Origin of the sequence: Streptomyces sp. NPDC052301 (genome assembly GCF_044593395.1) — a bacterium.
Taxonomy (GTDB): domain Bacteria; phylum Actinomycetota; class Actinomycetes; order Streptomycetales; family Streptomycetaceae; genus Streptomyces.
Window position 1 is genome coordinate 112,678 of sequence record NZ_JBIUBE010000001.1, and the last position, 24,211, is coordinate 136,888.

Genomic DNA, 24,211 nt, shown 5'->3' on the forward strand with positions numbered 1-24,211 from the left:
CGTGCCGCGCCGCCCGGCGTGGGCAGGACGGACGGAGTGGACTTGCCCCCCTCGGGTGCAATGCGTGCCGCGGGTGCGCGCAGGACCACGGGCGCTCTGGCGGTGGCGCTGGCCTTCGCCGTGACGGCACTGACCGGCTGTGACTCCGCGGGACGGGCGGAGCGCGATGCGCCGAAGCCCCATGCGGTGCGGCTCCCGCCGCGGCACGCGGGGTTCGACTACCAGATCGGCGGTGCCTATCCCCCGCCCCGGGGCGTGCGGATCGTCAGCCGCGACCGCTCCGACTCCCCCGCGCCGGGCCTGTACAACATCTGTTACGTCAACGGCTTCCAGGCCCAGCCCGCCGAGCGCTCCTCCTGGCCGGCCGACCTGCTGCTGCGCGACGCGCACGGCAAGGTGGTCATCGACGAGGACTGGAACGAGCCGCTGCTCGACCTGCGCACCCGGGCCAAGCGGCAGCGGGTGGCGCAGCGCGTGAACCGGTGGATCGACGGCTGTGCGCACAGGGGCTTCGACGCCGTCGAGCCCGACAACTACGACAGCTACACCCGCTCCCACCACCTGCTCACCGCAGCCGACGCGACCGCGTTCATGACCCTGCTCTCCCGGCACGCGCACACCCGGCACCTGGCCGTGGCCCAGAAGAACACCGCGGAGCTGGCCGGGCAGCGGGAGCGCGCCGGGCTGGACTTCGCGGTGGCGGAGGAGTGCGGGCAGTACGACGAGTGCGGGGTGTACGCCAAGGCGTTCGACGACCGGGTCGTGGACATCGAGTACACCGACAGCGGGCTGCGCAGGGCCCTCGCCCGCTGGGGCGGCCGGCTGAGCATCGTCCGCCGGGACCGGGACGTGTCCACGCCGGGCAGCACCGAATACGTCCGCAGGACGGGCTAGGCCGGCCGGGCGGGCGGCTGGAGCAGGTCCAGGGCGGCTTCCCAGGGGAACTCCGGCCGGTGTCCGTCCGGTCCGGGCTCGCCGGAGTACGGGTCGCCGAACCGTACACCCATCCCGCGCAGCCGTATCAGGCTGTCCTGGTAGGCAGGGTGAGCCGCCAGCGCGTCGGCCACGCAGGGCAGCGCGGCGATCGGCACACCGAGACCCGCGGCCTCGCACAGGGTGCCGAGGGCGAGGGTGTCGGCGATGCCGGCCGCCCACTTATTGACGGTGTTGAAGGTGGCCGGAGCCACCGCTACGGCGTCCGGCGGCGGGAAGGGGCGCGGGTCGGCCGGGGAGCGCCAGGCCGACCGGACGGGCCGGCCGGTCTGCGCCTCGACGGCCTCGGTGTCGAAGAAGCCGCCCGTCGCGACCGGTGTGGCGATGACACCGACCTCCCAGTTCCGCTCCTGGGCGGCGGTGATCAGCTTGCTCACGCCCGCGGCGATCCCGGCCGCGCAGACGACGACGTACAGGAAGGGCTTCCCGGCAGGTTCGGTCATCCGGGAACCCTACCGACGCGGCCGGATCCGGGGTACGGGCGGGCCGTCAGCCGCCGTTGTCGGTCACGGTGATGGCGCGCACCGGGCAGGCACGGGCCGCTTCGCGGACCATCGGGTCGCCCGCGCCGTCTGCACGCCCGGGGATCAGTGTGCTGTAGCCGTCGTCGTCCTGGGTGAAGACACCCGGCGCGGTCAGCGCGCACTGGCCCGCGCCGATGCAGACGTCCTTGTCGATGTCGATGTGCATGAGCAGAGCCTCTTACCAGGTGACGGGGAGTTCCAGCATCCCCTGGATCGTGTCGCCGGGCTTGAACGGGATCTCGTGGGCCGGGGCGGCCAGCCGCAGCCCCGGCAGCCGCGTGAGCAGACTGCCGAGCGCGATCTCCAGTTCCGTGCGGGCCAGGTTCTGGCCCAGACACTGATGGATGCCGAAGCCGAACGCCACGTGGTGGCGGGCGGAGCGGTGGAAGTCCAGGGTGTCGGGGTCCTCGAACACGGACATGTCGCGGTTGATCACCGAGGTCGAGAAGAGCACCCCGTCGCCGGCCCGGATGGTGGTGCCGTCGATCTCGATGTCCTCGCTCGCGATGCGCTGCAGTCCGTCGGCGATGGACAGCATGCGCAGCAACTCCTCGACGGCGGCGGGCAGCAGCGCCGGGTCGGCGCGCAACTCGGCCAGCCGGTCGGGGTGGTGCAGCAGGGTGAAGGTGCCGAGGGAGATCATGTTGGCGGTGGTCTCATGGCCCGCGACGAGCAGGATGAGGGCCAGCGAGACGACGTCGGTGCGCTCCAGCGCGCCGTCGCGGAGCTGGTGGTGGACGAGGTCGTCGAGGATGCCGTCGCCGGGCTCGGCCTGCTTCGCCTTGTCGTCGATCAGCCCCTCGAGGTAGTCCTCCAACCGCCGGCGGGCGCCCAGGGTGTCGTCGGCGGTCGGGCCGCGCAGCAGGGTGCGGGACTGCTGCTCGAAGAACGCGTGGTCGGCGTACGGCACGCCGAGCAGGCCGCAGATCACCATCGACGGGACGGGCAGCGCGAAGGCGGAGACCAGCTCGGCGGGCGGGCCCTGCGCGATCATCGCGTCCAGCAGCCTGTCGACGGTCCGCTGGATCCGGGGCCGCATGTCGGTGGCGCGTTTGACGGTGAACGACGGGATCATCATGCGCCGCTGCCGGCGGTGCTCGGGGTCGTCCAGGCCGAGCAGGGCCACCCGGCGTTCTTCGCGTCGCACGCGGAAGCGGGGCGCGGCCACGGGGAAGTCGGTGCGCCGCCGGTCGCTGGAGAGCCGGGGGTCGGCGAGCAGGGCGCGGGCGGCAGCGTGCGCGGTGACCAGCCAGACCTCGCGGCCGTCGAAGAGGGTGACGCGCGACAGGGGCCGGCCGTCGCGCAGCGGGGCGTATCCGGTGGGCGGGTGGTAGGGGCAGGTGCGGTCCTGCGGGAAGGCGACGGGTTCGGCCGGGGTCGCCGGGCCGGTGCTGTCCGTCAGTTCCGTCATGGAAAGACCTCGCAGACGAAGGAAGTGCGTCGTGCCGATCTTCATTAGATGCCTCAGGCATCTATGGGGCGACGACAAGTTCGGCCACTTCGGTGATCCGCGCGATCTGGCCGAAGAGGAACGGGTCGGAGGGGCGGGTTCCGGCCCAATTCGGGCCGTCCTCTTCCCATGGTGGCGTACGACCCGGCCGTCCCGCACGGTGAGGCGCCGCACCGGCGATGGCGGCGCCGTACATCCGCTACCGATCACCCGCATGGCCGAACGGTGGTGCGGTACGGATGATTCACACGGTCACCGGTGTTGGACTGCGGTGGCAGAAAGCCGTTGGACCGACGAAGGGGACGGATCCATGCCTCTTGAGGGCGAGTACGCGCCGAGCCCGGAGAAGTGGGTGCGCGAGCAGGTCGAGCTGTACGAGAGCTCCGGCGGGACGAAGGGGACGACGCTGCTCGACACAGGGCTGCCGGTGATCATCCTCACCACCCGGGGCGCGAAGAGCGGGAAGATCCGCAAGACGCCGCTGATGCGGGTGGAGCACGACGGGAGGTACGCGGTGGTCGCCTCGCAGGGCGGGGCGACCAAGCACCCGGTCTGGTACTTCAACGTCACCTCCGACCCGCAGGTCGAACTGCAGGACGGCCCGCACCGGCGGGACATGCGGGCCCGTGAGGTGACCGGGGACGAGAAGGCGGAGTGGTGGGAGCGGGCCGTCGCGGCGTATCCGCCGTACGCCGACTACCAGAAGAAGACCTCGCGGGAGATCCCGGTGTTCGTGCTGGAGCCCATCGCCGAGGGCTGATCCCGGCCGTTCGGCGCGCCCTTTCGGAAGAATCCGGGCCGGGGAGGTGTGAACTGCCTCCGGGATGGGCACCCGTGCGTCAGGCCCCGCCGCGTTCCCCCGTCGCGGCGGGGCTCTTTCCTGCCTCGTCCGCCGGCCGGTCGGTCACGTCGAGGAAGATCTGGTCGGTGTCCGGGAAGGTCCGGGCGAGGGACCCCTTGATGCGGACGGCGACCTCCTCCACCCGCTCGCTGTCCAGACCGGGCACCAGGTCGATGCGCGCGGCCACCAGGGTGGAGTCGAGACCCATCTTCATGGTGAACAGCGCCTCCACGCTGTCGATCTCCGGCTGCGCGGCGAGCAGCGAGCGGATCCGGCCGCTCAGCTCCGGGTCGGCGGCCTCGCCGATCAGCTGGTCGCGGGCGTCGCGGCCGAGCCGGTAGGCGACGTACACCAGCAGCACGCCGATCGCCAGCGAGGCGGACGCCTCCCAGACGACCTGCCCTGTCACCATGTGCAGGGCCATGCCGACGATGGCGAGGGTCACGCCGAGCACCGCGGTGCCGTCCTCGGCGACCACGGTGCGCAGCGCCGGGTCACGCAGGGCGGCGAGGCCGCCGCCCTGGCGGCGCACCTGGTGCAGGGCCCGCAGCAGCGAGGCGCTCTCGGCGAGGAGGGCGACGCCCAGCACGATCAGGCCCGCCACATAGCCGCTGAACTTCTCCTCGGTGCCCTGCCGCAGTGCCTCGAAGCCCTGGAAGAAGGAGAAGCAGCCGCCCATGACGAAGATGCCGACGGCGGCGAGCAGGGACCAGAAGAAGCGTTCCTTGCCGTAGCCGAAGGGGTGACGGCGGTCGGCGGGGCGGCGGCTGCGGTGCAGCGCGGCCAGCAGGAACACCTCGTTGAGGCTGTCGGCCACGGAGTGCGCCGCCTCCGACAGCAGGGCGGGCGAGCCCGCGAGGACACCGCCGGCGGCCTTGGCGACGGCGATCACCAGGTTGGCCGCGAGGGCCACGAGCACGGTGACCTTGGTGTGCCGGTCTCCGTGCGGATCGTCGTCCCGCGCGCCGTGCGGCGCACCGTCCCTGCGGGCCCGCTCGTCCTCCGCACCACTCCCGCCCACTCGGCCGTCCCTCCCGTCGGCATCGCCGACTCGCGTCCTGTCACCGCCGTCCGCCGCGGCCGCTGCGTCACTCCCCGCGGCACCCTCGCTCGCACGGGATCCGCCCGACGGCCCGGCGGCCGAAGTGGGCCGGGGCTCAGCGGGAACCGACCCGCCACGTGCCGCCGCGCCACCGCCCACGGGCTTTCCGGCCGACCTCCCGTCACCCTGACCGTCGACCGCCGCAGCCCGGGACCCGGCGGTTCCACCGCCCCCGGCGCTCCCGTCCGACCACCGCCCACCCGGCTTCCCGTCGTCCGGCAGCTTCCCGTCGTCCGGCAGGGCCGTACCGGCGGTTCCCGCGGCACCGCCGCCCGCGGGCGGCGGTTCCGACGGCCCGGTGTGCGGCCGGGCGTCGGCCGGCGTGGCTCGGTCGTGTGTCGTGGTGTCGTCCTCGGCCGTCCGTGCGGCCGGCTCCCGTTCCGAGGGTGTCGCGCTCACCCTTCGCCGACTGCCCCCGGCGAGGGCGGATCACACCGTGCGGACGGGCGGAAATCGGGGAACGCGTTGACCCGACACCCCCGGGCGCCGAGGAGGAGACATGGGCGGCGACGGCAACCGCGCCTACGGCCACACGAAGTTCACCCGGTCCAGGAGCCACTTCACCGACCGGATCACCGCCGACGGCCGCGACGGCTGGCCGGTGACGAGGGACCGCTACCGGCTGGTGGTCTCCCGCGCCTGTCCGTGGGCGAGCCGGGCGGTGATCTCACGCCGGCTGCTGGGCCTGGAGGACGCGCTGTCGATGGCGATCGCCGATCCGGTCCAGGACGACCGCAGCTGGCGGTTCACCCTGGACCCGGACGGCAGGGACCCGGTACTCGGCATCCGGTTCCTGAGCGAGGCCTACGACCGGCGCGAGACCGGTTACCCGGGCGGGGTGAGCGTGCCCGCGGTCGTGGACGTGCCCAGCGGACAACTGGTCACCAACGACTACCAGCAGCTCACCCTGGACCTGGCCACCGAGTGGACGGCCCTGCACCGCGCGGGCGCCCCCGACCTGTACCCGGACGGCCGGCGCGACGAGATCGACCAGGTGATGGCCGAGGTCTACCGGGACGTGAACAACGGCGTGTACCGGGCCGGTTTCGCCCACGAGCAGAAGGAGTACGAGGAGGCGTGCGCGGGAGTCTTCCGGCGGCTGGAACTGCTCGCCGACCGGCTGGCCGGGCAGCGGTATCTGGTCGGCGACACCCTCACGGAAGCGGACATCCGGCTGTTCACCACCCTGGTCCGGTTCGACGCCGTCTACCACGGCCACTTCAAGTGCAACCGGTGGAAGCTGGCCGAGAACCCGGTGCTGTGGCGTTACGCCCGTGACCTGTTCCAGACCCCGGGCTTCGGCGACACCGTCGACTTCGACCACATCAAGCGGCACTACTACCAGGTGCACACCGGCATCAACCCCACCGGCATCGTGCCCCTCGGCCCGGATCTCGCCGGCTGGCTGACTCCGCACCACCGCGAGGAGCTCGGCGGCCGGCCGTTCGGCGACGGCACGCCACCGGGCCCGGTGCCTCCCGGTGAACGAGTGGCCGCCCGGGGACGGCCCGCATGAGGGCCGTCTGACGAGGAAGGAGAGACACATGACCAAGAACAAGAAGAAGAAACTCCCACTCGCCTACCAGCCGGTCGGATTCGTGCTCAGCTGGGCGGGCGGCGCACTGGCCGGCCTGGCCTTCCGCAAGGCGTGGATGGCGATCCGGCACGAGGAGGACGCACCGGACGCCCTGGACCCGGACCGCAGCTGGGGCGAGATCCTGCTGGCCGCGGCGGTCCAGGGCGCCATCTTCGCGGTGGTGCGCAGCGCCGTGGACCGCACGGGCGCCAAGGCCATCGCACGGTCGACGGGCGTGTGGCCGGCCCAGGACAAGGGCGGCCGGGACTGAGTGATCCGTGCGCTCAGCCCTGCTTGGGTGCCGTCGTGGGCACCAGGCGCAGGGTGAAGGAATGTCCGGCGGGGTCGGCGTACCCGCGTTCCTCGTACGGCCCCGCCGCGTCCTTCGTCTCGATCGGGCGGCCGCCGAGCCCCACCACCCGGCGCTCGGCCTCGTCCAGGTCCTCGACCAGGAAGTCGAGATGGGCCTGGAGGGAGTTCTCGGGGCGCGGCCAGCTCGGCGGGGTCGCGTTCACGTCGCGGCGGAAGGCCAGCCGGACGCCGTCGCCGCCCCGGATCCCGACCAGGTTGGCCGATGCGTCCGTCTGCTCGCCGTCCAGCAACTCCCTGTAGAACTCGGCGAGTTTCTCGGGCTCGGCGCAGTCCAGCACCACGACGGCCGCTTTCACCAGTGTCATGTTTCCTCCTGGGGGATGTCCTCCTGCTGCGGATATCCCCGGCCACCGGATTCAGTCGGCGCGCAGCCACCGCCCGTCGCGCATCAACTCCCGCCCGCTCAGCTCGTTCTCCTCGCGCCAGGCCTGGACGCGCTGCGGGACGACCTGGAAGTACAGGTAGCGGGTGGCGAGCCGGCGGGGGTCGAAGCCCGTCTTGCCGGCGAAGACCTCGGCGTCCTCCTCGGGCAGGTCCTCGGGGGTCACCGTGTGGACGACGCCCTCCACGATGACGACGTCCCGGGTCGGGCCGATGCCGAGCCGGGCCCTGCCGGTGGCGGCCAGGTTGCGGCCGGTGGGGCTGTCCTCGGGGGTGGCGAACAGCAGCACGGCGCCGTCCCAGACGAACGACAGCGGCACGAGGTAGGGGGCGCCGCCGTCGGGGCCGGCGGTGGCGACCCAGGCGTCGACGTCGTGCTCCAGCCGGTGCAGGGTGTCCTTCTTGCGCTGCTCGGCGGTACGGGCGGGCGGTGGGGTCATGGCGTACGGCCTCCTCGTGGTGCGAACGCCGTCCAGTGTGGCCGTCGTCAGTCCCCGGTCCCCGCACGCAGCTGCGTCAGGCGTGTCCGGGCGGCCTCCAGGAGCAGCTCCAGGGCGGCCGGGTAGGAGCTGGTGCGCATGGTCGCCACGAGAGGACGGGCGCTCGCCGCGATGTGCGGGTGGGTGTCCGCGGGCAGCCGGCCGTACGTCGTCCGCCACACCTCCGTCTCCGCCTCGCGGGCGGCCCGGGGCAGCGAGGTGCCCGCGGAGTCCAGGGCGCCGAAGGCGAGCGCCTGGTCCACGAACGCGTGATAGATCCGCACCGCCTCATACTCCGGGAACCCCGCTCCCCGCAGGACGCCGAGGATGCTCTCCACGGCCTGGATCTCGTGCACGCGGCCGGTGACGCGGTGGGCGCTGAGCACCGCCGCGCGAGGGTGCGCGAGGGCGCCGGCGTGCATGCGCAGCCCGAGGTCGCGCAGGTCGGCCACCCAGTCGCCGGTCGGCCGCCAGGTCCGCATGGTGCTGCCGATCAGCTCGTCGGCGATGGCCAGCATCAGGTCGTCGGTGTGCCGGAAGTACCGGTACAGCGAGCTGGGGTCGGCGCCGAGGGCCCGGCCGAGGCGGCGCACGGAGAGGGCGTCGGCGCCGTGCTCCTCAATCAGCCGCAGGGCCGTGGCGACGATCAGCTCCTCGGAGAGCACGACCCCCTGTTTGGTGGGGCGGCGGCGCTGCCGGGCGGCGGGCGGGACGACACGTTCGGTCATGGGGCCTCCCTGGGATCCGCCCGGCACCCTATGACAACACCGTTGACCTGTGAAGGGCACCGGCAGTTTCATGTCCGGTCACCGGGGCCGTCCGGGGCCCCGCGGCGAGCGGAGAGCCGGCGATGAGCGAAAGACCCTTCACAGTGGATCCGCCTGCGCGGCCCGAGCTGCGCAAGTCCCTGAGCGTGGTCGACGGCGTCGCCGTCGCCGCCTCCAGTACGGCCGCCACGACCAGCATCGGCATCGGGCTGGGGGTGACCGCGGCGGTGGTCGGCCCGCATCTGCCGGCGATCATGCTGGTGGCGTTCCTGCCCGTCCTCGGCATCGCCGGGGCCTACTCCCGGCTGAACCGGGTGGAACCGAACGCGGGCAACGGCTATGTGTGGGTGGGCCGTTCGCTCAGCCCCTGGCTCGGCTTCATGGTCGGCTGGGTGAACTTCGTGGCGAGCGTGGCCTTCCTCGCCTACACCACCGCCGTCACGGGTTCGGCACTGCTGCAGCTGGCCGGCGAGGCGGGTCTGCACCGGATCGGCTCGCTCGTGTTCGACCCGGACTCGACGGCGCAGACGACGGCGGTGGGGATCGTCGTGCTGGTCGCGGTCACCCTGACCGCGGTGACCGGTGTCCGCACGGCGGCCCGGCTGCAGACCGGACTGCTGGTCTTCGAGTACGTCGTCCTGATCGGCTTCTGCGGATACGGCATCGTCACCGGGCCGCACTCCTTCAGCCTGTCCTGGTTCGACCCGTTCGCGATCCCCTCGGCGACCGCGCTGGCGCAGGGCCTGCTGCTGTCGGTGTTCTGCTACTGGGGGTTCGAGGCGGCGTTCACCGTCAACGAGGAGGTGCGCGACCCCCGGGACGCCTCCCGGGCGGGGACCATCACCCTGGTGACGATGCTCGGCCTGTTCCTGCTGGGCTCGGTCGCCTTCCAGCGGGTGCTGTCGCAGGGGGAGCTGGCCGGGCACGGCGCGCAGGGGCTCGCGTACTACGGCGACCGGCTGGCCGACCAGCCCTGGGCCGCACTGCCGCTGGTCGCCCTGATGTTCTCGGCGGTGGCCTCGCTCCAGGCCGGGGTCATCCCGACGGCCCGCGGCATGTTCGCGATGAGCCGGGACCGTACCCTCGGACCGGTGTGGTCCAGGGTCAGCGCCCGGTACGGGACTCCGGCCGCCGGGACGCTGCTGATCGGGGCGCTGGCGGTCGCGGCGGCAGCGGGCGCGCTGGTGATCCCGCGGCTCGCCGACATGATCGACGCGGTCGTGAACGCCGTCGGCATCGTCGTCGCCCTGTCCTACGCGCTCACCGCGCTCGCCGCCGCCGTGCGCTTCCGGTCCCTGCTGCGGGAGGACTGGCGGCAGGGCGTCCGGGCGGTGGTGCTGCCCACGCTCAGCGCGCTGGCCCTGCTGGGCCTCGGCGGCTACCTCGGCTGGTCCTTCTACGACTCGGCCGCCCACCTGGAACTGCGCGCCGACAACGGCTGGTTCCTGCTGCTCATGCCGGTCGCGATGATCGCGTCCGGGCTCGCGGTGGCCGCGTGGGCCAAGTGGGTGCGCAGGTCGCCGTACTTCCGCACCGGGGCCGGCACCGACGCCGACTCGCCCGAGCTGCTCACCACCTCCCACTGACCGACCAGGAAAGGCATCATGCACATCGATCTGCTGTTCACCGGCGGCCCCGTCCTCACCCCCGAGGGCCGCACCGCGACCGCCGTCGCCGTCACCGGGGACCGTGTCACCGCGGTCGGCGGGGACGAGCTGCGCGATCTGGCCGGGCCGCGCACCGAGGTGGTGGACCTCGCCGGACGGCTGCTGCTGCCCGGCTTCCAGGACGCGCACGTCCATCCGGTGCCGGCCGGGCTGGAACTGGCCCACTGCGATCTGTCGGGCCTGGCGACGGCCGAGGAGACCGTGGCCGCCGTGCGGGCGTACGCCGAGGCACATCCGGAGCGGGAGTGGATCCTGGGCGGCGGCTGGTCGATGGAGGCGTTCACGGGCGGAACGCCGACGAAGGAGCTGCTGGACGCCGTCGTACCCGACCGGCCGGTGTACCTGCCCAACCGGGACCACCACGGCGCCTGGGTCAACAGCCGGGCGCTGGAGCTGGCCGGCATCGACCGGGACACGCCCGACCCTGCCGACGGGCGGATCGAGCGGGACGCCTCCGGGGGGCCCGGCGGCACGCTCCAGGAGGGGGCGATGCAGCTGGTCGGCCGGCTCACCCCGCCCGCCACGGCGGCCGACCGGCTGGCCGCGCTGCTGCACGCCCAGCGGCATCTGCACGCGCTCGGCATCACCGCCTGGCAGGACGCGCTGGTCGGTGACTTCCTCGGGATGGACGATCCGGCCGAGGCGTATCTGGCGGCGGCGCGGGACGGTTCGCTCACCGCGCGGGTGCGGGGCGCGCTGTGGTGGGACCGGGAGTGCGGTGCCGAGCAGATCCCCGAACTCGTCGAGAAGCGCGCCGCGTTCAGCCACGGGCGGTTCCGGGCGGGCACGGTGAAGCTGATGCTGGACGGGGTCGCCGAGAACCACACGGCCGCGCTGCTCGACCCCTATCTGGACCGGTGCGGCTGCGCGACCGCCAACCGCGGCAAGAGCTTCATCGATCCCGGTCGACTCCCCCAGTACGTCACCGAGTTGGACGCGCTCGGCTTCCAGTGCCACTTCCACGCGCTGGGCGACCGGGCCGTACGGGACGCGCTGGACGCGGTCGAGGCGGCCCGCGCCGCGAACGGGCCGAGCGACACCCGGCCGCATCTCGCGCACCTGCAGGTCGTGCACCCGGACGACGTGCCCCGCTTCGCACGGCTCGGCGCCACCGCGAACATCCAGCCGCTGTGGGCGGCGCACGAGCCGCAGATGGACGAGCTGACGATCCCCTTCCTCGGGCCCGAACGGGCCGCCTGGCAGTACCCGTTCGGTGCGCTGCTGCGGTCCGGGGCGCGGCTCGCGGCGGGCAGCGACTGGCCGGTGAGCAGCCCCGATCCGCTGCAGGGCATCCATGTCGCGGTCAACCGGGTGGAGCCGGGCGGCAGCGGGCCGGTGTTCCTGCCCGAGGAGCGACTGAGCCTCACGGAGGCGCTCACGGCGTACACGGCCGGGTCGGCGTACGTGAACCACCTGGACGACACCGGCCGGGTGACCGTCGGCGCGCTCGCCGACCTGGTGGTGCTGGACCGCGATCCGTTCGCCGGGCCACCGGAGGCGGTCGCGGAGACGTCCGTGGCGCTCACCTACGCAGGGGGTGAGCGGGTGTTCGGCGAGGGGTGACCCGGGCGCGGGGTCAGGCGCAGGCGAGGCCCTGCCTCAGCCGGGGCCGGGCCTCCACGCCGTCGGGTCCGGTGCCGGTCGGGCCGCTGCCGGGGTGAGGCCGCCGGGGTGCCCCGCACCACCAGGTCCGGTCTCGTCCCGTCGTCGGCCGCGCCGAAGACACGGCTGGGGGTGCCCGGTCGCACGGGACGGACGCCGTCCAGGGCGAGGGCGACGGTCCGCTCCGGTCCCCGCCCGCCACGCATGGCCCGATCCTGTCGAAGGGTGGCCATCCTGCCGTTTCCCGGGCGGGCGCGCTCCGGCAGGCTGGGTGACCATGAGCGACATGAACACGATGCGAGTCATCAGCCAGGACGCCCTCGGTGGTCCCGAGGTCCTGAAGGAGGTCCGGGTGGAGCGGCCGAAGCCGGGCCCGAACCAGGTGCTGGTCCGGGTGCGGGCCGCCGGGGTGAACCCCACCGACTGGAAGCACCGGGCCACCGGCGGGTTCCTGGGCGAGCCGCCGTTCGTGCTCGGCTGGGACGTCTCCGGTGAGGTCGCCGAGGCCGGGATCGGCGTGGCCGCCTTCGGGCCGGGCGACGAGGTCTTCGGCATGCTGCCCTATCCCTACGGCCACGGCTCGCACGCCGAGTACGTGATCGCCCCGGTCCGTGCCCTGACGCACAAGCCGGCCGCGATCGACCACACCCAGGCGGGCGCGCTGCCGCTGGTGTCCCTGACGGCCTGGCAGGCGCTGACCGAGCACGCGGACGTCCGGCCCGGGCAGCGGGTGCTGATCCACGCGGCGGCCGGCGGGGTCGGGCACGTGGCCGTGCAGATCGCCAAGGCGCGCGGCGCGTACGTGGTCGGCACGGCGAGCGCGGGCAAGCACGACTTCCTGCGGGAGATCGGCGTGGACGAGCCGGTCGACTACCGGAGCACCGACGTCACCGAGGTGGTCCGTGACGTCGACGTCGTCCTGGACACGCTCGGCGGGGACACCTCCGTGGCGTCGCTGAAGGTGCTGCGGCCGGGCGGGGTCGTGGTGTCGATCCTGCCGGTGGGTTCAACGGAGTTCCACGAGGAGGCCGAGCGGCTCGGCGTCCGTGCGGTGCGGATGCTGGTGGACGCCGACCGGGCCGGGATGCGGGCCATCGCGGATCTGGTGGAGGCGGGGAAGCTGAAGGCGACGATCGCCGGGACGTTCCCCCTGACCGACGCGGCCAAGGCGCACGAACTGGGCGACACCGGCCGTACGACCGGAAAGCTGGTGCTTGTGGCGAACTGATCCGGACCCCGGCGAACCGCGCCGGGGCACGGAGCGACACGCGCCAAACTCCAAGACATATGTCAATCGAACATGCTCAAATTCCTTCCATCGAGGGTAACTTGACAGTCGGGGAACCGATGTCCGGGGACGGGTGGGAGGTGATGTCGTGGCGCGAGACGAGCCCGCACCGCTCACCCGGCAGCTGCGCGTGTACGCGCACCGTGGCCACACGGTCGTGGAGTTGCGGGGCGAGATCGACATCCTCGCGGCGGCGGAGATCGGCCCGGCCCTGGACCGTGCCACCGGCCGCCCCGGGGTGCGGGTCGTGATCGACCTGCGGCAGGTCGAGTTCTTCGACTGCTCGGGGCTGCGCCTGCTGTACCGGGCCCGCGCCCGGGTGCGGGACGGCGGCGGGCAGCTGCACCTGGTGTGCACGCACCCGCTGACGCTGCGCGTCTTCCGGGTCACCGGTCTCACCCGGCTGCTGCCCCCGCACCCGACGCTGGACGCGGCCCTGGCCCGGTCCGAGGCCGCGTCCGGTTCGGTGTGAGCCCGGTCCTCGCCTCCGGTCCGGTCAGCGCTACGACGCATCGAACAGGGCGCTGACGGATTCACCGTTGTGGATGCGCCGCACGGCCTCGGCGAGCGCCGGGGCGATGGACAGGACGCGCAGCTTGTCGGTGTGCTCGTCCGCCGGGACCGGCACGGTGTTGGTGCAGACGATCTCCAGCACGTCCGGCTGCTCGCCCAGCCGCTTCAGCGCCCCGGCCGCGAACAGCCCGTGCGTGCACGCCACCCGGATCGAGCGGGGCTCCGACTCCCTTATCTTGTGCAGGAGTTCGAGCACGGTGCTGCCCTTGGCGATCTCGTCGTCGAGCACGATGACGTCCCGGCCGGCGATCTCACCGATGACCGAGCTGATGCTCACCCGGTCGTCCGCGAACCGCTGCTTGGCACCGGCCGCCACGCGCGCCCCGATGAGCCGGGCGAAGGCGGCGGCCTCCTTGGCGTTGCCGAGGTCGGGGGAGACGACCGTGGTGCGCGTGAGGTCGTAGTTGCGGAAGTGCGCGGCGAGTTCACGCAGTGCGTGCAGATGGTCCACCGGCACCGAGAAGAAGCCGTGGACCTGCGGGGCGTGCAGGGTCATGGCGAGGACCCGGCTCGCACCGGCCGCCACCAGGAGATCGGCGACCAGCCGGCCGCCGAGGGAGATGCGGGGGGCGTCCTTCTTGTCCGAGCGGGCGTAGGAGTAGTGCGGCATGACGACGGTGATCCGGGCCGCGGAGGCGCCCCGGGCGGCGTCGCACATCAGCAGCAGCTCCACCAGATGCTCCTGCACCGGCCTGACCAGCGGCTGGATCAGGAAGACGTCCCGCTCCCGGCAGTTGGCCTGAAGCTGTACCTCCAGACAGTCGTTGGCGAACCGGCTGACCCGGGTCGGGCTGAGGGGCACTCCGAGATGGGCGCAGACCTCGCGGGCCAGGTCGGGGTGGGCGCTGCCGCTGAACACGGCGATGTCTCGCACGATCCGCTCCTCGCACGATCGGTACGGGCTTGGGCCGTCATGCTACTGACCGGGGCCGCACCGATAGAGCGTCTGGGCCTCGTCCGTCCCGCCGGCGCCTTGCGGCACGGAACGAGCGGTGCCGGACAGGTCACCGCCGCCGTAGGCCGAGGCCGGGACCTGGGCGCAGGAGGTCCGCACCCAGCCGGTGATCTCCGCGGCCGCCGTCGTACCCGCGCCCTCGGCTGCCGGTCCCCTGTCGCGCCCGCCGCCCAGCAGCACGTACCGCACCTGGGCCGCCTCGACCAGCCGCCGGAACTGCGTCCGGGTCGGGAACGGCACCCGTCCGCTGAAGCCGCCGAGCGGCAGCACGTCGGCGCCGGTCGCCAGGATGTACGGCGACGCCGTGCTCCACCTGCTGGTGGCCAGCACGTACCGGGCGGATCCCTGGTGCGCGCGGACGTAGTCCAGCAACCGGCGCTGGGCCGTGGTCAGTCCGCCGCTCTCTTCCACGACGAATCCGCCCGGGCCGCCGAGTCCACCCGGGCCGATGCCGCCCATGCCGCCCGCGCCACCCCAGGTCACCGGCCCGGACGTGCCGGCGCCGGCCTGCGACGCCGGACCCGGCCGGCCGGTCCCCGAGCCCACCGGCCGATGGCCGCGGTGTGCGCCGGAGGGGCCGACCGCGCCCGCGCCGGAGCTTCGGTGCGCGGGGGCGAAGACCTGCACCGCCCATGCGCTCGGAGCGAGGAGCAGGGCCGCCAGGGAGGTGGCGAGAGAGGCGAGCGCGAGCCGGCCTCCGGACCGGGAGCGCCCCGGCCGGGTGAGGACCAGCAGCCCGACGGCGGTGGCACCGAGGGCGGCCACCGCGGGCGCCAGCCACGGCAGGAACGAGGGGAACCGGCCGGCGAGATACGCGCCCCAGCCCGCCGTCGCCGCCACGGCGCCCGGCAGCGCCCAGGCGCGGTGCCCGCCGGTCCGGTGGGCACGCCACATCAGCACGGTCCCGGCCCCGGTCAGCGCGGCGAGCGGTACCGCGATCACCCCCATGTAGTACGTGTGGCCGCCGACGCTGCCGGCGCTGAAGACCAGGAAGTACGTGGCCAGCCAGGTGCCCCACAGCACGAAGCCGGCGCGCAGCCGGTCGGTGCGCGGGCGTCCCCGGCGCCAGCGCAGACCGCACACGACGGCCACGGCGGCGATCGGGTAGAACCAGCCGGTCTGGGCGGCGAGCCCGCTGCCGAACATCTTCGACCAGCCGTCCTGGCTTCTGCCGAGGCCGCCGGCGGTCCGGTCCCCCGCGTCCACCGTGGCGGCCGAAGACGTGCGCGCCTTCCCGGCGGACGGAGCGTCCCGGGCGCTGCGCGCACCGGCCGCACCGGCCGCGCCGGGCGCTTCGGCCGCGTGGCGGGGGACGGCGGCAGCCTCCGCGCCGGCCACCTGTCCGGCGCCGCCATGACCGCCGGCCGCGCCCTGGACGGCACTCACGCTGCCCGTGGAGGCCGCGCTGATGCCGAGCGAGGAGAAGCGGTTGAGGAAGTTGTAGCCGACCACCATGCTCAGCGCCGAGTTGTTGGTGGTGCCGTCCACATACGGCCGGTCCTTGGCCGGGGTGAGGGTGACCGCCAGCGTCCACGACGCCGAGACGGCGGTCATCACCATGGCGGACACGCCGAGGTGCGCCAGCCGCCGCCGTAGTGTGAGCGGCGCAGAGATCAGGTAGGCCAGGGCGAGCGCGGGCAGCACCGCCCACGCCTCCAGCATCTTGGTCTGGAAGCCGACACCGACCCACACCCCGGCCATCAGCAGCGGGCGCAGCCGGCCCTCCCGGGCGGCGCGCTGGGTGGCCTCGGCGGCGAGCAGCACGCACAGCGTGAACGCGGGGTCCTCCACCGCGGTGCGGAACAGCCCGACCGTCACCGGGGTCACCAGAAAGGCCGTCGCGGAGATCAGCGCCGCGTGCACTCCGGCCCATCGGTGCACCAGCCGGTACAGCACCAGCAGACTCGCGACCCCTTCCAGGACCTGGGGCAGGAGCAGCGCCCACGGGCGGAATCCGAAGAGCCGCGCGCACAGGGCCTGCGGCCACAGGAATCCCGGCAGTTTGTCGAGCGTGATGGAATTCCCGGGATCGAAGGAGCCGTAGAAGAAGGCCTTCCAGCTCTCCGTCATGCTGCGGACGGCGTCCGCGTAGAACGTGTGGTACTGACTGTGGTCGATGCCCCAGGTGTAGAGCACGGCGGCGAGCACGGTGACGACCAGTAGCGCCGGGCGTGCGTACGCGGGCTCGTCCACGGGTGATCTCCATGGCGGGCGACGGCCGGCACCGGTGCGGGCGGGCGCGTCGAGGACGTTCGTGGCCATGCACGGCAGTGTTGGTCACCGCGCGCGCCCGCCCTGCCGGGACAGGCCCCTTCAAGGAAATTCTCACTTCCGCGAGAACAATTCTTTGATCGCCCCACGGGGAGATCACCCCTCCCGCGTGCACGCGCCGGCGGCACGCTCGTGCCGATGCACGGGTCTGGCAGGGCGGGTGACGGGGCATGCGCAGGTGAGGAAGGAGGACCGTCGCGATGACGACTTCCGTCAGTTCCGTCAGGCGCCTGCCCGGCTGGGCCAAGGCCGTGGCCGCGCTCGTCCTGGTGCTCGCCGTGCTGTTCGCCGGGATCCGGCTGGCCGTACTGCCGGGCATCGAGGACCTGTTCGGCACGCAGACGCACGACCGTTCCGGCCCGGCACTGTTGAAGTCCATCCAGGACATGAGCCGTTACGACGCCGCGTCGGGCAACTTCCAGGTCGTGGTCGACCTGGAGAAGGACGCGAAGTTCCTGCCCGACGCGATCCGCGGCACCCGCACCCTGTACGTCGGCGCGGGGACCGTGGACGCCTACGTCGACCTGGGGCAGGTCGGCGAGAAGGACGTGTCGGTCGACGGCGACCGCACGTCCGCGACCCTGCGGCTGCCGCACGCCCGGCTCGGCAGCCCCGCCCTCGACCCCGACCACTCCTACGCCGTGTCCAAGCAGCGCGGACTGCTGGACCGGCTCGGCGACCTGTTCTCGGACAACCCCAACAGCGAGCAGGCCGTGCAGAAACTCGCCGTACGGCACATCGGTGACGCGGCACGCGGCAGCGGGCTGACCGCACGCGCCGAGACGAACACCACCGGCATGCTCCAGGGGCTGCTGCGCTCCCTCGGCTTCAAGGAGGTGCACATCTCCTACGGCTGATCAGGCGCCCAGCACCCCGGGCAGGGTCAGCGCGCCCAGCACGGTCGCGCCCACCAGCAGCCAGGCCACGTAGTCGCCCACATGGCCCGACTGAAGGCGCCTGAGGGGCCGGGCCCAGTCAGGGGCGGCCGTCCAGTGCGGGCGGGTGACGGCGAGGCCGGCGAGGGCCACGGCCAGCACGGTGGAGGCCACGCCCAGCACGACGCCGTGCAGGGTCCAGTGCACGAAGACGTGGGCACCGCCCGACCCGGCCTCGTTCACGGAGCGGGCCACCAGGCCACCGAAGCCGGGGAAGACACCGACGGCCAGGGCGCCGGCGAGCAGCACGGCGGGCACCGTCCGCATGGTGTCCGGGATCCGGCGCAGCAGGCCGCGCGTCTCGGGCTCCTCCTCGGATCCGCTGGTCTCGAGATCGGAGTCGGCGTCCTCGGGGCGCGGCCCCATACCGAGGAACACGCGTGCCGTGACGCGCAGGGCGGCGCCGGCGGTGATCGCGGAGGCGGCCACGAACACCACGGTGAGCGGGCCGCCGACCGCCTCCTCGGTGACCGCCTTGCCGAGCCCGCTGCCGAACGGGGGCATTCCCGCGAGCCCGAGGGCGCTCACGGCGAACATCACCGCGACCGCCCGCAGTTCGCGGGCCCGGCCGTGCAGGGCGTGTTCGTCGACGCTGCCGTACCGGTCGAGCAGGACGCCCGTGCAGGCGAACAGGGCGGCCTTCACTCCGGCGTGCCCGAGGATGTACAGGGCGACCCCGTCGTCGCCCTCGGGGGTCAGAACGCCGATACCGACGAGGAACAGACCGGTGTGGGCGACGGTGGAGTAGGCCAGCAGCCGTTTGATGTGCCGCTGGTACCAGCACATGACGGCGCCGGTCGCCGCGGTGAGGGTGCCGAGCGTCACCAGGGCCCGGGTCAGGTCGGCGGCCGGGATGCCGCCGGGTCCGGCGAAGACGGTGCCGTACACGCGCCAGACGCCGAAGACGCCGAGTTCCACCATCACGCCGGACAGCAGCATGCAGACCGGGGTGGGGGCGACGGCGTGCGCGTCCGGGAGCCAGAAGTGGAAGGGCACGGCAGCCGCCTTGACCAGCAGTCCGGTCATGACCAGCACGAAGGAGGCGAGGACGAGGGCGTCCGGTCCGCCGTGCCCCGCCGCCGTGTCGAGCCCGCGGCCGATCTTCGTCATCGCCAGTTCACCGGTACGGGCGTACAGCAGGCCGATGCCCATGAGCATGGCGTACGCGCCGAGGGAGTTGACGACACCGAAGGTGAGGGCGCCCTGGACGGCCTTCGCCTCGTCGATGCGGTAGCCGGTGAGCGCGTACGCCGTGACGCTCATCAGCTCGAAGAACACGAACGCGTTGAACAGGTCCCCGGCGAGGGCGAAGCCGCACATGCCGCCCTGGAACACCAGCATCAGCGCGGTGAACGCGCCGCTGTGACCGCTCGGAGGCTCGTCGAAGTAGCGCCAGGAGTAGGCGAGGGCGGCCAGCGTCAGCAGCGAGGCCAGCGCGGCCATGCCGAGCCCGGGGCCGTCGCCGATCACCACGATGCCGACGCTCTCGCCGCCCACGGGCAGCCAGCCGCCGACCCATTCGACCATCGGCGGCGAGGAGCCCAGCAGCAGCACGATCGCGAGCGCGGCCGTGCCGCCGGAGACCACGAAGCCGGTGATCTCGGCGGCGGCCCGGGGCAGACGCCGGCCGACGGCCACCAGCAGGGCGGCCCCGAGCAGGGGGACCGCGACGAGCAACGGGAGCAGATGGTGCATCAGCCGCGCAGCTCCCGCAGTTCGTCGGGGTCGACCGTGCCGTGCCGTTTGGCGATCTGCAGGACCAGGGCGAGCAGCAGCGCGGTGACGGTGGCGCCGACCACGATGTCCGTGAGGGTGAGGGCCTGCACCACCGGGTCGACCACGGGCCGGGAGCCGGGCCGGATGTCGGAGAAGACCGGTGCGGTGGCGCCGTCCTGGTAGCCGACCGCCAGCAGCAGGACGTAGGTGGAGCTCTGGCAGACCGCGAGGCAGCCGACGGCGTGGATCAGATTGCGGCTGGTGGCGAGGCCGTAACAGCCTGTCAGAAAGACGTACACCGCCACCAGGTAGGGCAGGACGTGCATCACGGCGGTCACTTCCCGTGCTCCTCCTCGATCTCGACGGCCTGGTCCAGGAAGTGGGCGAGCAGCACGACGACGGCGCTCGCCACCTCCATGCCGATGGCCGCGTTCAGCAGGGGGACGGTGCCGCCGGAGGACAGGGTGTTGAAGGTGCCGTACGGCAGCAGCGTGTTGGCCAGGAACGCGGTGCCGGCCAGGATGCCGGCCACGCCCAGCACGAGGTACGAGGAGACGGCCAGCGCGTCGGAGGTCTCGAAGACGGCGAGCGGACGGACGCGTTCGAGCGCCCCGTAGTCGGAGCCGAGGTAGAGCAGGTGCAGGGCGGTCGCGGCGACGACCCCGCCCTGGAAGCCGCCGCCGGGGCTGAGCTGACCGTGGGCGACGACGTACAGGCCGGTGACCAGGGCGACGGGCAGCACGATCAGGGCGTAGCGGCGGACCGGCCGGGCCACCTCCGCGGGTTCCGGCTCGGCCCGGTGCTCGTCGCGGGCCTGGCGCAGCAACACCACGCAGCCGAGGACGGAGGCGAACAGGATGCTCATCTCGCCGAGGGTGTCGTAGGCGCGCTGGTCGAAGTTGACGGAGGCGATGGTGTTGGCGGTGTGGCGGACGAGGGAGGCATGCACCGCCCGTGTGCCGTAGGGGTGGCTGCGGCCACCGAAGCCGGGCAGGTCGAGGCAGGCGGCGACCAGCAGGGCGGCCAGGCCCGCGCCGCCGAAGGCCAACAGTCCCAGCCGCAGCCGGTTCACTCCGCCCCCTCCTTGGTCCGGCCGCGGCGTCTGACCTTGCGCACGGACAGCATGATCAGCAGCGGGGTCAGCGCGGAGCCGACCGCCAGCTGGGACAGGCCGACGTCCGGGGCCTGGAACACGGTGAACAGCGCGGCCAGGAAGATGCCGAGCACGGACAGCACCAGCGCCTGGCGGGCGGGGTCGCGCTGGGCCACGGCCGCGGTGGCGCAGGCGGCCACCAGCAGCAGGGCGACGACGTTCAACGCGTCGGACACACCGCACCTCCCCACGGACCGTCAGCCACCGCGCACCCCCTGGAACCCGCCCGACAGCGCGCGCGAGGCGATCACGTTGCCGCCGATCAGCAGCGCGCCGATCACCAGGAGCTTGACCATGGCCCGGCCCGGTCCGGTGGCCACGCACAGCGCGATCACGACGACCGCGCCCAGGGCGGCGGCGGTCCAGGTCAGCCCCCAGGCGCTCGGCCGCTGACCCGCCAGGTCGTCGGAGAGCAGCCGGGCGAAGACGAGGGTGCCGACGGGGCCGAGCAGGGCCAGCAGCAGGGCGAGGTCGACGTAGGCGGGGCGGCCGTAGCCCTGGGAGAGCAGGAGCAGGGCCGGGCAGACCGCGGAGGTGGTGAGGTTCTGTGCGACGACCCGGCGGCCGGTCGGGCCGGTGGTCACGCCCCACAGGGCGGCGGCCCCTCCCCCGCCCAGTTCGACGGTCGCCGCGAGGATCCAGCCGTTCACCGCCAGGTCACCGCCCGCCGGCCGGCCCGGGCCAGCAGCGCGCCCACGGCGGCACAGCCCGCGCCGACGATCCGCTCCAGGGTGTCGACCGAGGTGATGAACACCAGCCACAGCAGGGCCAGCCCCAGCCACCAGGCGAGGAGTTCACCGACGGCGACGAGGGCCGCGCGCGGGGCCGTACGCCGGGTCATCCGCCACCTCCTCGGTCCGTACGGTCCGCTCTGTCGTGATGTGCGGCGTCGTGTCCCGGGTGCCGCTCGGGGCATCCAAGCACCCCGGGCCCGTGCAGGGGTGGCGGCACGCGGGTCCGCACCCGGAGTGCCCCGGGAGCGTGAACGGAAACCGCGGGTGTGCCTCCGGGGCCGTCGACGCGCGGGCATTCCTGGGCGTCGGCCGGGTAATCGCCCTGGGACGCCGAGAAGTTGACGACCGGGAGAAGCGATGGCCCGTACCGCCCCGCACCTGCCCGCGATCCTGCGCACACCGAGGAAGCGGGAGCGGACCAGCAAGGTGGGCACCACCCGGGGACTGCCCGCGTGGCTGCGCGCCCGGAGGAGGTCCGAGCCGGCCGAGAGGGCCGGCGGCGCCCGGGGACCGCGCGGGTTCCGGCGACGGAACCGGGCCGGGGAGGCCGGTGACGGACGGGGCCTGTCCGCGTCGCCGCGGGCAACGGGGAAGCGCGAGCGGGGACAGGGCCGGGACGCTCGGCGGCTGTCCGGCGGCCTGTTCGCGTTCCGGCGGCGGGAGCCGGACGCGGCGGACCGTCCGCGTCATGCGCTCCCGCTGCCGGTCCGGCTGCTCGCCATGCTGGTGGCGTTCGCGTGCATGGTGGCGTTCGCCGTGGTCCTGGCCCGGCTCACCCTGCGCCCGTCCCCCGCCTCGGTCACCCTGACGCACAGCAATCTGCACCCCGGGCGCTCCCTGAAGGATTACCTGGAGCACGCCCAGGTGCGGGACGCGATCCGGCAGATCGGCGGGAATCTGCTGCTCGGTGTCCCCTTCGGGATCCTGGTGCCGGTCCTCGCGCCGCGCGCGCGAGGCATGTTCCGGGTGGCGGCGCTGACGGCGCTCGTGATGCTGACGGTGGAGCTGGTCCAGGGCGCGCTGATCACCGGGCGGGCCTTCGACATCGACGACGTCATCCTCAACACCGCCGGGGCGCTGCTGGGTTGGCTGCTGCTGGGGCGGCGGCTCGGGCGGGCGGTGCATGCCCGGGTGCGGCCGTCGTCGGCCGACTGATCGTCAGGGAAAGGTCCGTACCGGAGTATTGACGCTCCCTTATCTCACTCCTTAAATCAAGAGGCATCTGACTCGCCCCCCCCCACGGATCGGAGAGCCATGGCCTCCCCACGCCTGCTCCGCAGATGTCTCCTCGCCGCCCTGTCCGCCGCGCTGGTCGGCTCGGCCGCCGTCGGCCCGGCGCGGGCCGGCACCGCCGCCCCGGCGGCTGCGACCGTCACCACCTTCTCGGACACATTCGACGGACCCGCGGGCGCCGCGGTCGACTCCTCGAAATGGACGCTGGAGACCGGCGACAACGTCAACAACCACGAGCGGCAGTACTACACCTCGGGCACGCACAACGCGGCCCTGGACGGCCAGGGCCATCTGGTGATCACGGCCCGCAAGGAGAACCCGGCCGGCTACCAGTGCTGGTACGGCAGCTGCCAGTACACCTCGGCCCGGCTGAACACGGCCGGGAAGTTCAACGCGCAGTACGGCCATGTCGAGGCCCGCATGAAGATCCCGCGCGGGCAGGGGATGTGGCCGGCGTTCTGGATGCTCGGCACGCCCGTGAACTGGCCGGACTCCGGTGAGATCGACGTGATGGAGAACGTCGGGTTCGAACCCTCGACCGTGCACGGCACCATCCACGGCCCCGGCTACTCCGGCTCCGGCGGCATAGGCGCCGCCTACACCCTGCCGAACGGACAGGCCTTCGCGGACGCCTTCCACACCTTCGCCGTCGACTGGGCCCCCGGCTCGATCACCTGGTCCGTGGACGGGAACGTCTACGAGCGGCGCACACCCGCCGACCTGGGCGGGAAGACATGGGTGTACGACAACAAGCCGTTCTTCCTGATCCTGAACCTGGCGGTCGGCGGCTACTGGCCGGGCGACCCGGACGGCTCGACCCAGTTCCCGCAAACGCTGGTGGTCGACTCGGTGTCGGTGACGACCGGCGACAGCGCGGCCGGGGTCCCGATCCGGGGCCTGGCCGGCAAGTGCGTGGACGTGGCCGGCGCGAACCCCGCGAACGGCACCCCGGTGCAGCTCTACGACTGCAACGGCACGGGCGCACAGGCGTGGACCGTCGGCTCGGACGGCACGCTCCGGGCCCTCGGCAAGTGCCTGGACGTCACGGGCAACGGCACGGCGGACGGCTCGACCGTCCAGCTGTGGGACTGCACCGGCGGGCCGAACCAGAAGTGGACCGTCACCGGGGCGCACGACATCGTCGATCCGCAGGCGAACAAGTGCCTCGACGTGACCGGGAACAACTCGGCCAACGGCACCCGGCTGCAGATCTGGACGTGCACGGGCGGCGCGAACCAGAAGTGGACGGTCGGCTGAGCCACGCCTCCGCTCAGCGCGTCGTCCAGGTGTACTTGTCCCCGCCCACCCAGCGGACGACATCGGGGTCGTCCAGGTCATGGATGGTGATGCCGTACGAGGCGGCGGCCTCCAGCACGTCGGTGACGGTCCTGGCCTCGCCGATCACCTGACCGTCGATCTCCATGATCCGGAAGGGCGGCTCGCCGGGCTTGCCCGGACAGACCCCGAGCACCAGGATCCGCGGATGGGCGATGTGGGGAGCTGATTGTTCGGTCATGCAATCGAGCGTAGAACGCAACCCGCACAGACGTGTCATCCGCCGGTACCGTCCAGGAGATCCGGAACCGCCGCCTCGACCGC

The 24,211-nt window shown here is 73.0% G+C and carries 27 protein-coding genes; 11 read left to right on the top strand and 16 right to left on the bottom strand.

Annotation, left to right across the window (positions count from 1 at the left end; translation table 11 throughout):
- Window positions 1–60: 60 nt before the first annotated feature.
- Entirely contained in the window at window positions 61–894 is an 834-nt protein-coding gene (locus ACIHEJ_RS00515; protein WP_400130948.1) for an endo alpha-1,4 polygalactosaminidase, read from the top strand.
- Here ACIHEJ_RS00515 and ACIHEJ_RS00520 read toward each other — a convergent pair.
- From ACIHEJ_RS00520 to ACIHEJ_RS00530, 3 genes are read right to left on the bottom strand one after another with little or no spacing between them, the layout of a single operon-like run.
- Window positions 891–1,436: a flavoprotein gene (locus ACIHEJ_RS00520; RefSeq protein WP_400130950.1), complete on the bottom strand. Its 546-nt coding sequence runs from the start codon at window positions 1,434–1,436 to the stop codon at window positions 891–893. The two genes, ACIHEJ_RS00515 and ACIHEJ_RS00520, sit on opposite strands and share 4 nt — an antisense overlap.
- Window positions 1,437–1,482: 46 nt before the next feature.
- Window positions 1,483–1,683 carry a ferredoxin gene (locus tag ACIHEJ_RS00525; RefSeq protein WP_400130951.1) on the bottom strand — a complete coding sequence of 67 codons (201 nt, stop codon included), beginning with the start codon at window positions 1,681–1,683 and terminating at the stop codon, window positions 1,483–1,485.
- A gap of 12 nt (window positions 1,684–1,695) precedes the next feature.
- Window positions 1,696–2,928 carry a cytochrome P450 gene (locus tag ACIHEJ_RS00530; protein ID WP_400130952.1) on the bottom strand — a complete coding sequence of 411 codons (1,233 nt, stop codon included), beginning with the start codon at window positions 2,926–2,928 and terminating at the stop codon, window positions 1,696–1,698.
- Between the two features lie 349 nt (window positions 2,929–3,277).
- Here ACIHEJ_RS00530 and ACIHEJ_RS00535 point away from each other — a divergent pair, with 349 nt between their 5' ends.
- Window positions 3,278–3,727, top strand: a complete 450-nt coding sequence (locus ACIHEJ_RS00535) for a nitroreductase family deazaflavin-dependent oxidoreductase (protein WP_400130954.1) — start codon at window positions 3,278–3,280, stop codon at window positions 3,725–3,727.
- A 79-nt stretch (window positions 3,728–3,806) separates the two neighbouring features.
- Here the strand turns inward: ACIHEJ_RS00535 and ACIHEJ_RS00540 are convergent, their stop codons facing one another.
- On the bottom strand, window positions 3,807–4,829 hold the full coding sequence (locus tag ACIHEJ_RS00540) for a cation diffusion facilitator family transporter (RefSeq protein ID WP_400130956.1): 1,023 nt from the start codon (window positions 4,827–4,829) through the stop codon (window positions 3,807–3,809).
- A 580-nt stretch (window positions 4,830–5,409) separates the two neighbouring features.
- Here ACIHEJ_RS00540 and ACIHEJ_RS00545 point away from each other — a divergent pair.
- Window positions 5,410–6,426 (top strand): glutathione S-transferase family protein, encoded by a 1,017-nt coding sequence (locus ACIHEJ_RS00545; RefSeq protein ID WP_400130958.1) that lies wholly within the window; start codon window positions 5,410–5,412, stop codon window positions 6,424–6,426.
- Window positions 6,427–6,454: 28 nt separating this feature from the next.
- Window positions 6,455–6,757 carry a DUF4235 domain-containing protein gene (locus ACIHEJ_RS00550; protein WP_400130960.1) on the top strand — a complete coding sequence of 101 codons (303 nt, stop codon included), beginning with the start codon at window positions 6,455–6,457 and terminating at the stop codon, window positions 6,755–6,757.
- 13 nt (window positions 6,758–6,770) lie between these two features.
- Here the strand turns inward: ACIHEJ_RS00550 and ACIHEJ_RS00555 are convergent, their stop codons facing one another.
- Genes ACIHEJ_RS00555 through ACIHEJ_RS00565 form a run of 3 tightly spaced genes read right to left on the bottom strand, consistent with a single transcriptional unit; the run spans window position 6,771 to window position 8,446 of the window.
- Window positions 6,771–7,163 (bottom strand): VOC family protein, encoded by a 393-nt coding sequence (locus tag ACIHEJ_RS00555; RefSeq protein ID WP_400130962.1) that lies wholly within the window; start codon window positions 7,161–7,163, stop codon window positions 6,771–6,773.
- A 51-nt stretch (window positions 7,164–7,214) separates the two neighbouring features.
- Entirely contained in the window at window positions 7,215–7,679 is a 465-nt protein-coding gene (locus ACIHEJ_RS00560) for a pyridoxamine 5'-phosphate oxidase family protein (RefSeq protein ID WP_400130964.1), read from the bottom strand.
- Window positions 7,680–7,726: 47 nt separating this feature from the next.
- Window positions 7,727–8,446, bottom strand: a complete 720-nt coding sequence (locus ACIHEJ_RS00565; protein ID WP_400130966.1) for a helix-turn-helix domain-containing protein — start codon at window positions 8,444–8,446, stop codon at window positions 7,727–7,729.
- Between the two features lie 122 nt (window positions 8,447–8,568).
- On the opposite strand from ACIHEJ_RS00565, the gene ACIHEJ_RS00570 reads away from it, so the two are divergent.
- The 4 genes from ACIHEJ_RS00570 (at window position 8,569) to ACIHEJ_RS00585 (ending at window position 13,514) form a co-directional block, all read left to right on the top strand.
- Window positions 8,569–10,071 carry an APC family permease gene (locus tag ACIHEJ_RS00570; RefSeq protein WP_400130968.1) on the top strand — a complete coding sequence of 501 codons (1,503 nt, stop codon included), beginning with the start codon at window positions 8,569–8,571 and terminating at the stop codon, window positions 10,069–10,071.
- Between the two features lie 18 nt (window positions 10,072–10,089).
- A complete protein-coding gene (locus tag ACIHEJ_RS00575) occupies window positions 10,090–11,715 on the top strand; it encodes an amidohydrolase (protein WP_400130970.1) in 1,626 nt (541 codons plus the stop codon).
- A gap of 316 nt (window positions 11,716–12,031) precedes the next feature.
- Window positions 12,032–12,982 carry an NADP-dependent oxidoreductase gene (locus ACIHEJ_RS00580; RefSeq protein WP_400130972.1) on the top strand — a complete coding sequence of 317 codons (951 nt, stop codon included), beginning with the start codon at window positions 12,032–12,034 and terminating at the stop codon, window positions 12,980–12,982.
- Between the two features lie 148 nt (window positions 12,983–13,130).
- A complete protein-coding gene (locus ACIHEJ_RS00585; RefSeq protein ID WP_400130974.1) occupies window positions 13,131–13,514 on the top strand; it encodes an anti-sigma factor antagonist in 384 nt (127 codons plus the stop codon).
- 30 nt (window positions 13,515–13,544) lie between these two features.
- On the opposite strand, the gene ACIHEJ_RS00590 is transcribed toward ACIHEJ_RS00585, so the two are convergent.
- A complete protein-coding gene (locus ACIHEJ_RS00590; protein ID WP_400130976.1) occupies window positions 13,545–14,489 on the bottom strand; it encodes a ribose-phosphate diphosphokinase in 945 nt (314 codons plus the stop codon).
- A gap of 42 nt (window positions 14,490–14,531) precedes the next feature.
- Window positions 14,532–16,832 (bottom strand): ArnT family glycosyltransferase, encoded by a 2,301-nt coding sequence (locus ACIHEJ_RS00595; RefSeq protein WP_400130978.1) that lies wholly within the window; start codon window positions 16,830–16,832, stop codon window positions 14,532–14,534.
- A 209-nt stretch (window positions 16,833–17,041) separates the two neighbouring features.
- On the opposite strand from ACIHEJ_RS00595, the gene ACIHEJ_RS00600 reads away from it, so the two are divergent.
- Window positions 17,042–17,698 (top strand): DUF4230 domain-containing protein, encoded by a 657-nt coding sequence (locus ACIHEJ_RS00600; RefSeq protein WP_400130980.1) that lies wholly within the window; start codon window positions 17,042–17,044, stop codon window positions 17,696–17,698.
- On the opposite strand, the gene ACIHEJ_RS00605 is transcribed toward ACIHEJ_RS00600, so the two are convergent.
- From ACIHEJ_RS00605 to ACIHEJ_RS00630, 6 genes are read right to left on the bottom strand one after another with little or no spacing between them, the layout of a single operon-like run.
- A complete protein-coding gene (locus ACIHEJ_RS00605) occupies window positions 17,699–19,471 on the bottom strand; it encodes a complex I subunit 5 family protein (RefSeq protein WP_400130981.1) in 1,773 nt (590 codons plus the stop codon).
- Complete coding sequence (locus tag ACIHEJ_RS00610) at window positions 19,471–19,818, bottom strand: sodium:proton antiporter (RefSeq protein ID WP_400131759.1); 348 nt, start codon at window positions 19,816–19,818, stop codon at window positions 19,471–19,473. The genes ACIHEJ_RS00605 and ACIHEJ_RS00610 overlap by 1 nt, the downstream gene beginning before the upstream one ends.
- Window positions 19,819–19,826: 8 nt before the next feature.
- Window positions 19,827–20,564, bottom strand: coding sequence for an MnhB domain-containing protein (locus tag ACIHEJ_RS00615; RefSeq protein WP_400130983.1), 738 nt, complete (start codon window positions 20,562–20,564; stop codon window positions 19,827–19,829).
- Window positions 20,561–20,821, bottom strand: coding sequence for a Na(+)/H(+) antiporter subunit B (locus ACIHEJ_RS00620; protein ID WP_400130985.1), 261 nt, complete (start codon window positions 20,819–20,821; stop codon window positions 20,561–20,563). Before ACIHEJ_RS00620 ends, ACIHEJ_RS00615 begins: the two co-directional genes overlap by 4 nt.
- Before the next feature lie 21 nt (window positions 20,822–20,842).
- The gene (locus tag ACIHEJ_RS00625) at window positions 20,843–21,295 is read right to left on the bottom strand and encodes an MrpF/PhaF family protein (RefSeq protein WP_400130987.1); all 453 of its coding nucleotides are present in this window, start codon (window positions 21,293–21,295) and stop codon (window positions 20,843–20,845) included.
- Window positions 21,292–21,486, bottom strand: coding sequence for a hypothetical protein (locus ACIHEJ_RS00630; protein WP_400130988.1), 195 nt, complete (start codon window positions 21,484–21,486; stop codon window positions 21,292–21,294). The genes ACIHEJ_RS00625 and ACIHEJ_RS00630 overlap by 4 nt, the downstream gene beginning before the upstream one ends.
- A 250-nt stretch (window positions 21,487–21,736) precedes the next feature.
- Between ACIHEJ_RS00630 and ACIHEJ_RS00635 the strand changes: the two genes are divergently transcribed.
- Together ACIHEJ_RS00635 and ACIHEJ_RS00640 are read left to right on the top strand one after the other, a co-directional pair.
- The gene (locus tag ACIHEJ_RS00635) at window positions 21,737–22,534 is read left to right on the top strand and encodes a VanZ family protein (RefSeq protein ID WP_400130990.1); all 798 of its coding nucleotides are present in this window, start codon (window positions 21,737–21,739) and stop codon (window positions 22,532–22,534) included.
- Window positions 22,535–22,633: 99 nt separating this feature from the next.
- Window positions 22,634–23,869 carry a ricin-type beta-trefoil lectin domain protein gene (locus ACIHEJ_RS00640; RefSeq protein ID WP_400130993.1) on the top strand — a complete coding sequence of 412 codons (1,236 nt, stop codon included), beginning with the start codon at window positions 22,634–22,636 and terminating at the stop codon, window positions 23,867–23,869.
- Window positions 23,870–23,882: 13 nt separating this feature from the next.
- Here the strand turns inward: ACIHEJ_RS00640 and ACIHEJ_RS00645 are convergent, their stop codons facing one another.
- Window positions 23,883–24,128, bottom strand: coding sequence for a hypothetical protein (locus tag ACIHEJ_RS00645; RefSeq protein ID WP_400130995.1), 246 nt, complete (start codon window positions 24,126–24,128; stop codon window positions 23,883–23,885).
- Between the last annotated feature and the right edge of the window lie 83 nt (window positions 24,129–24,211).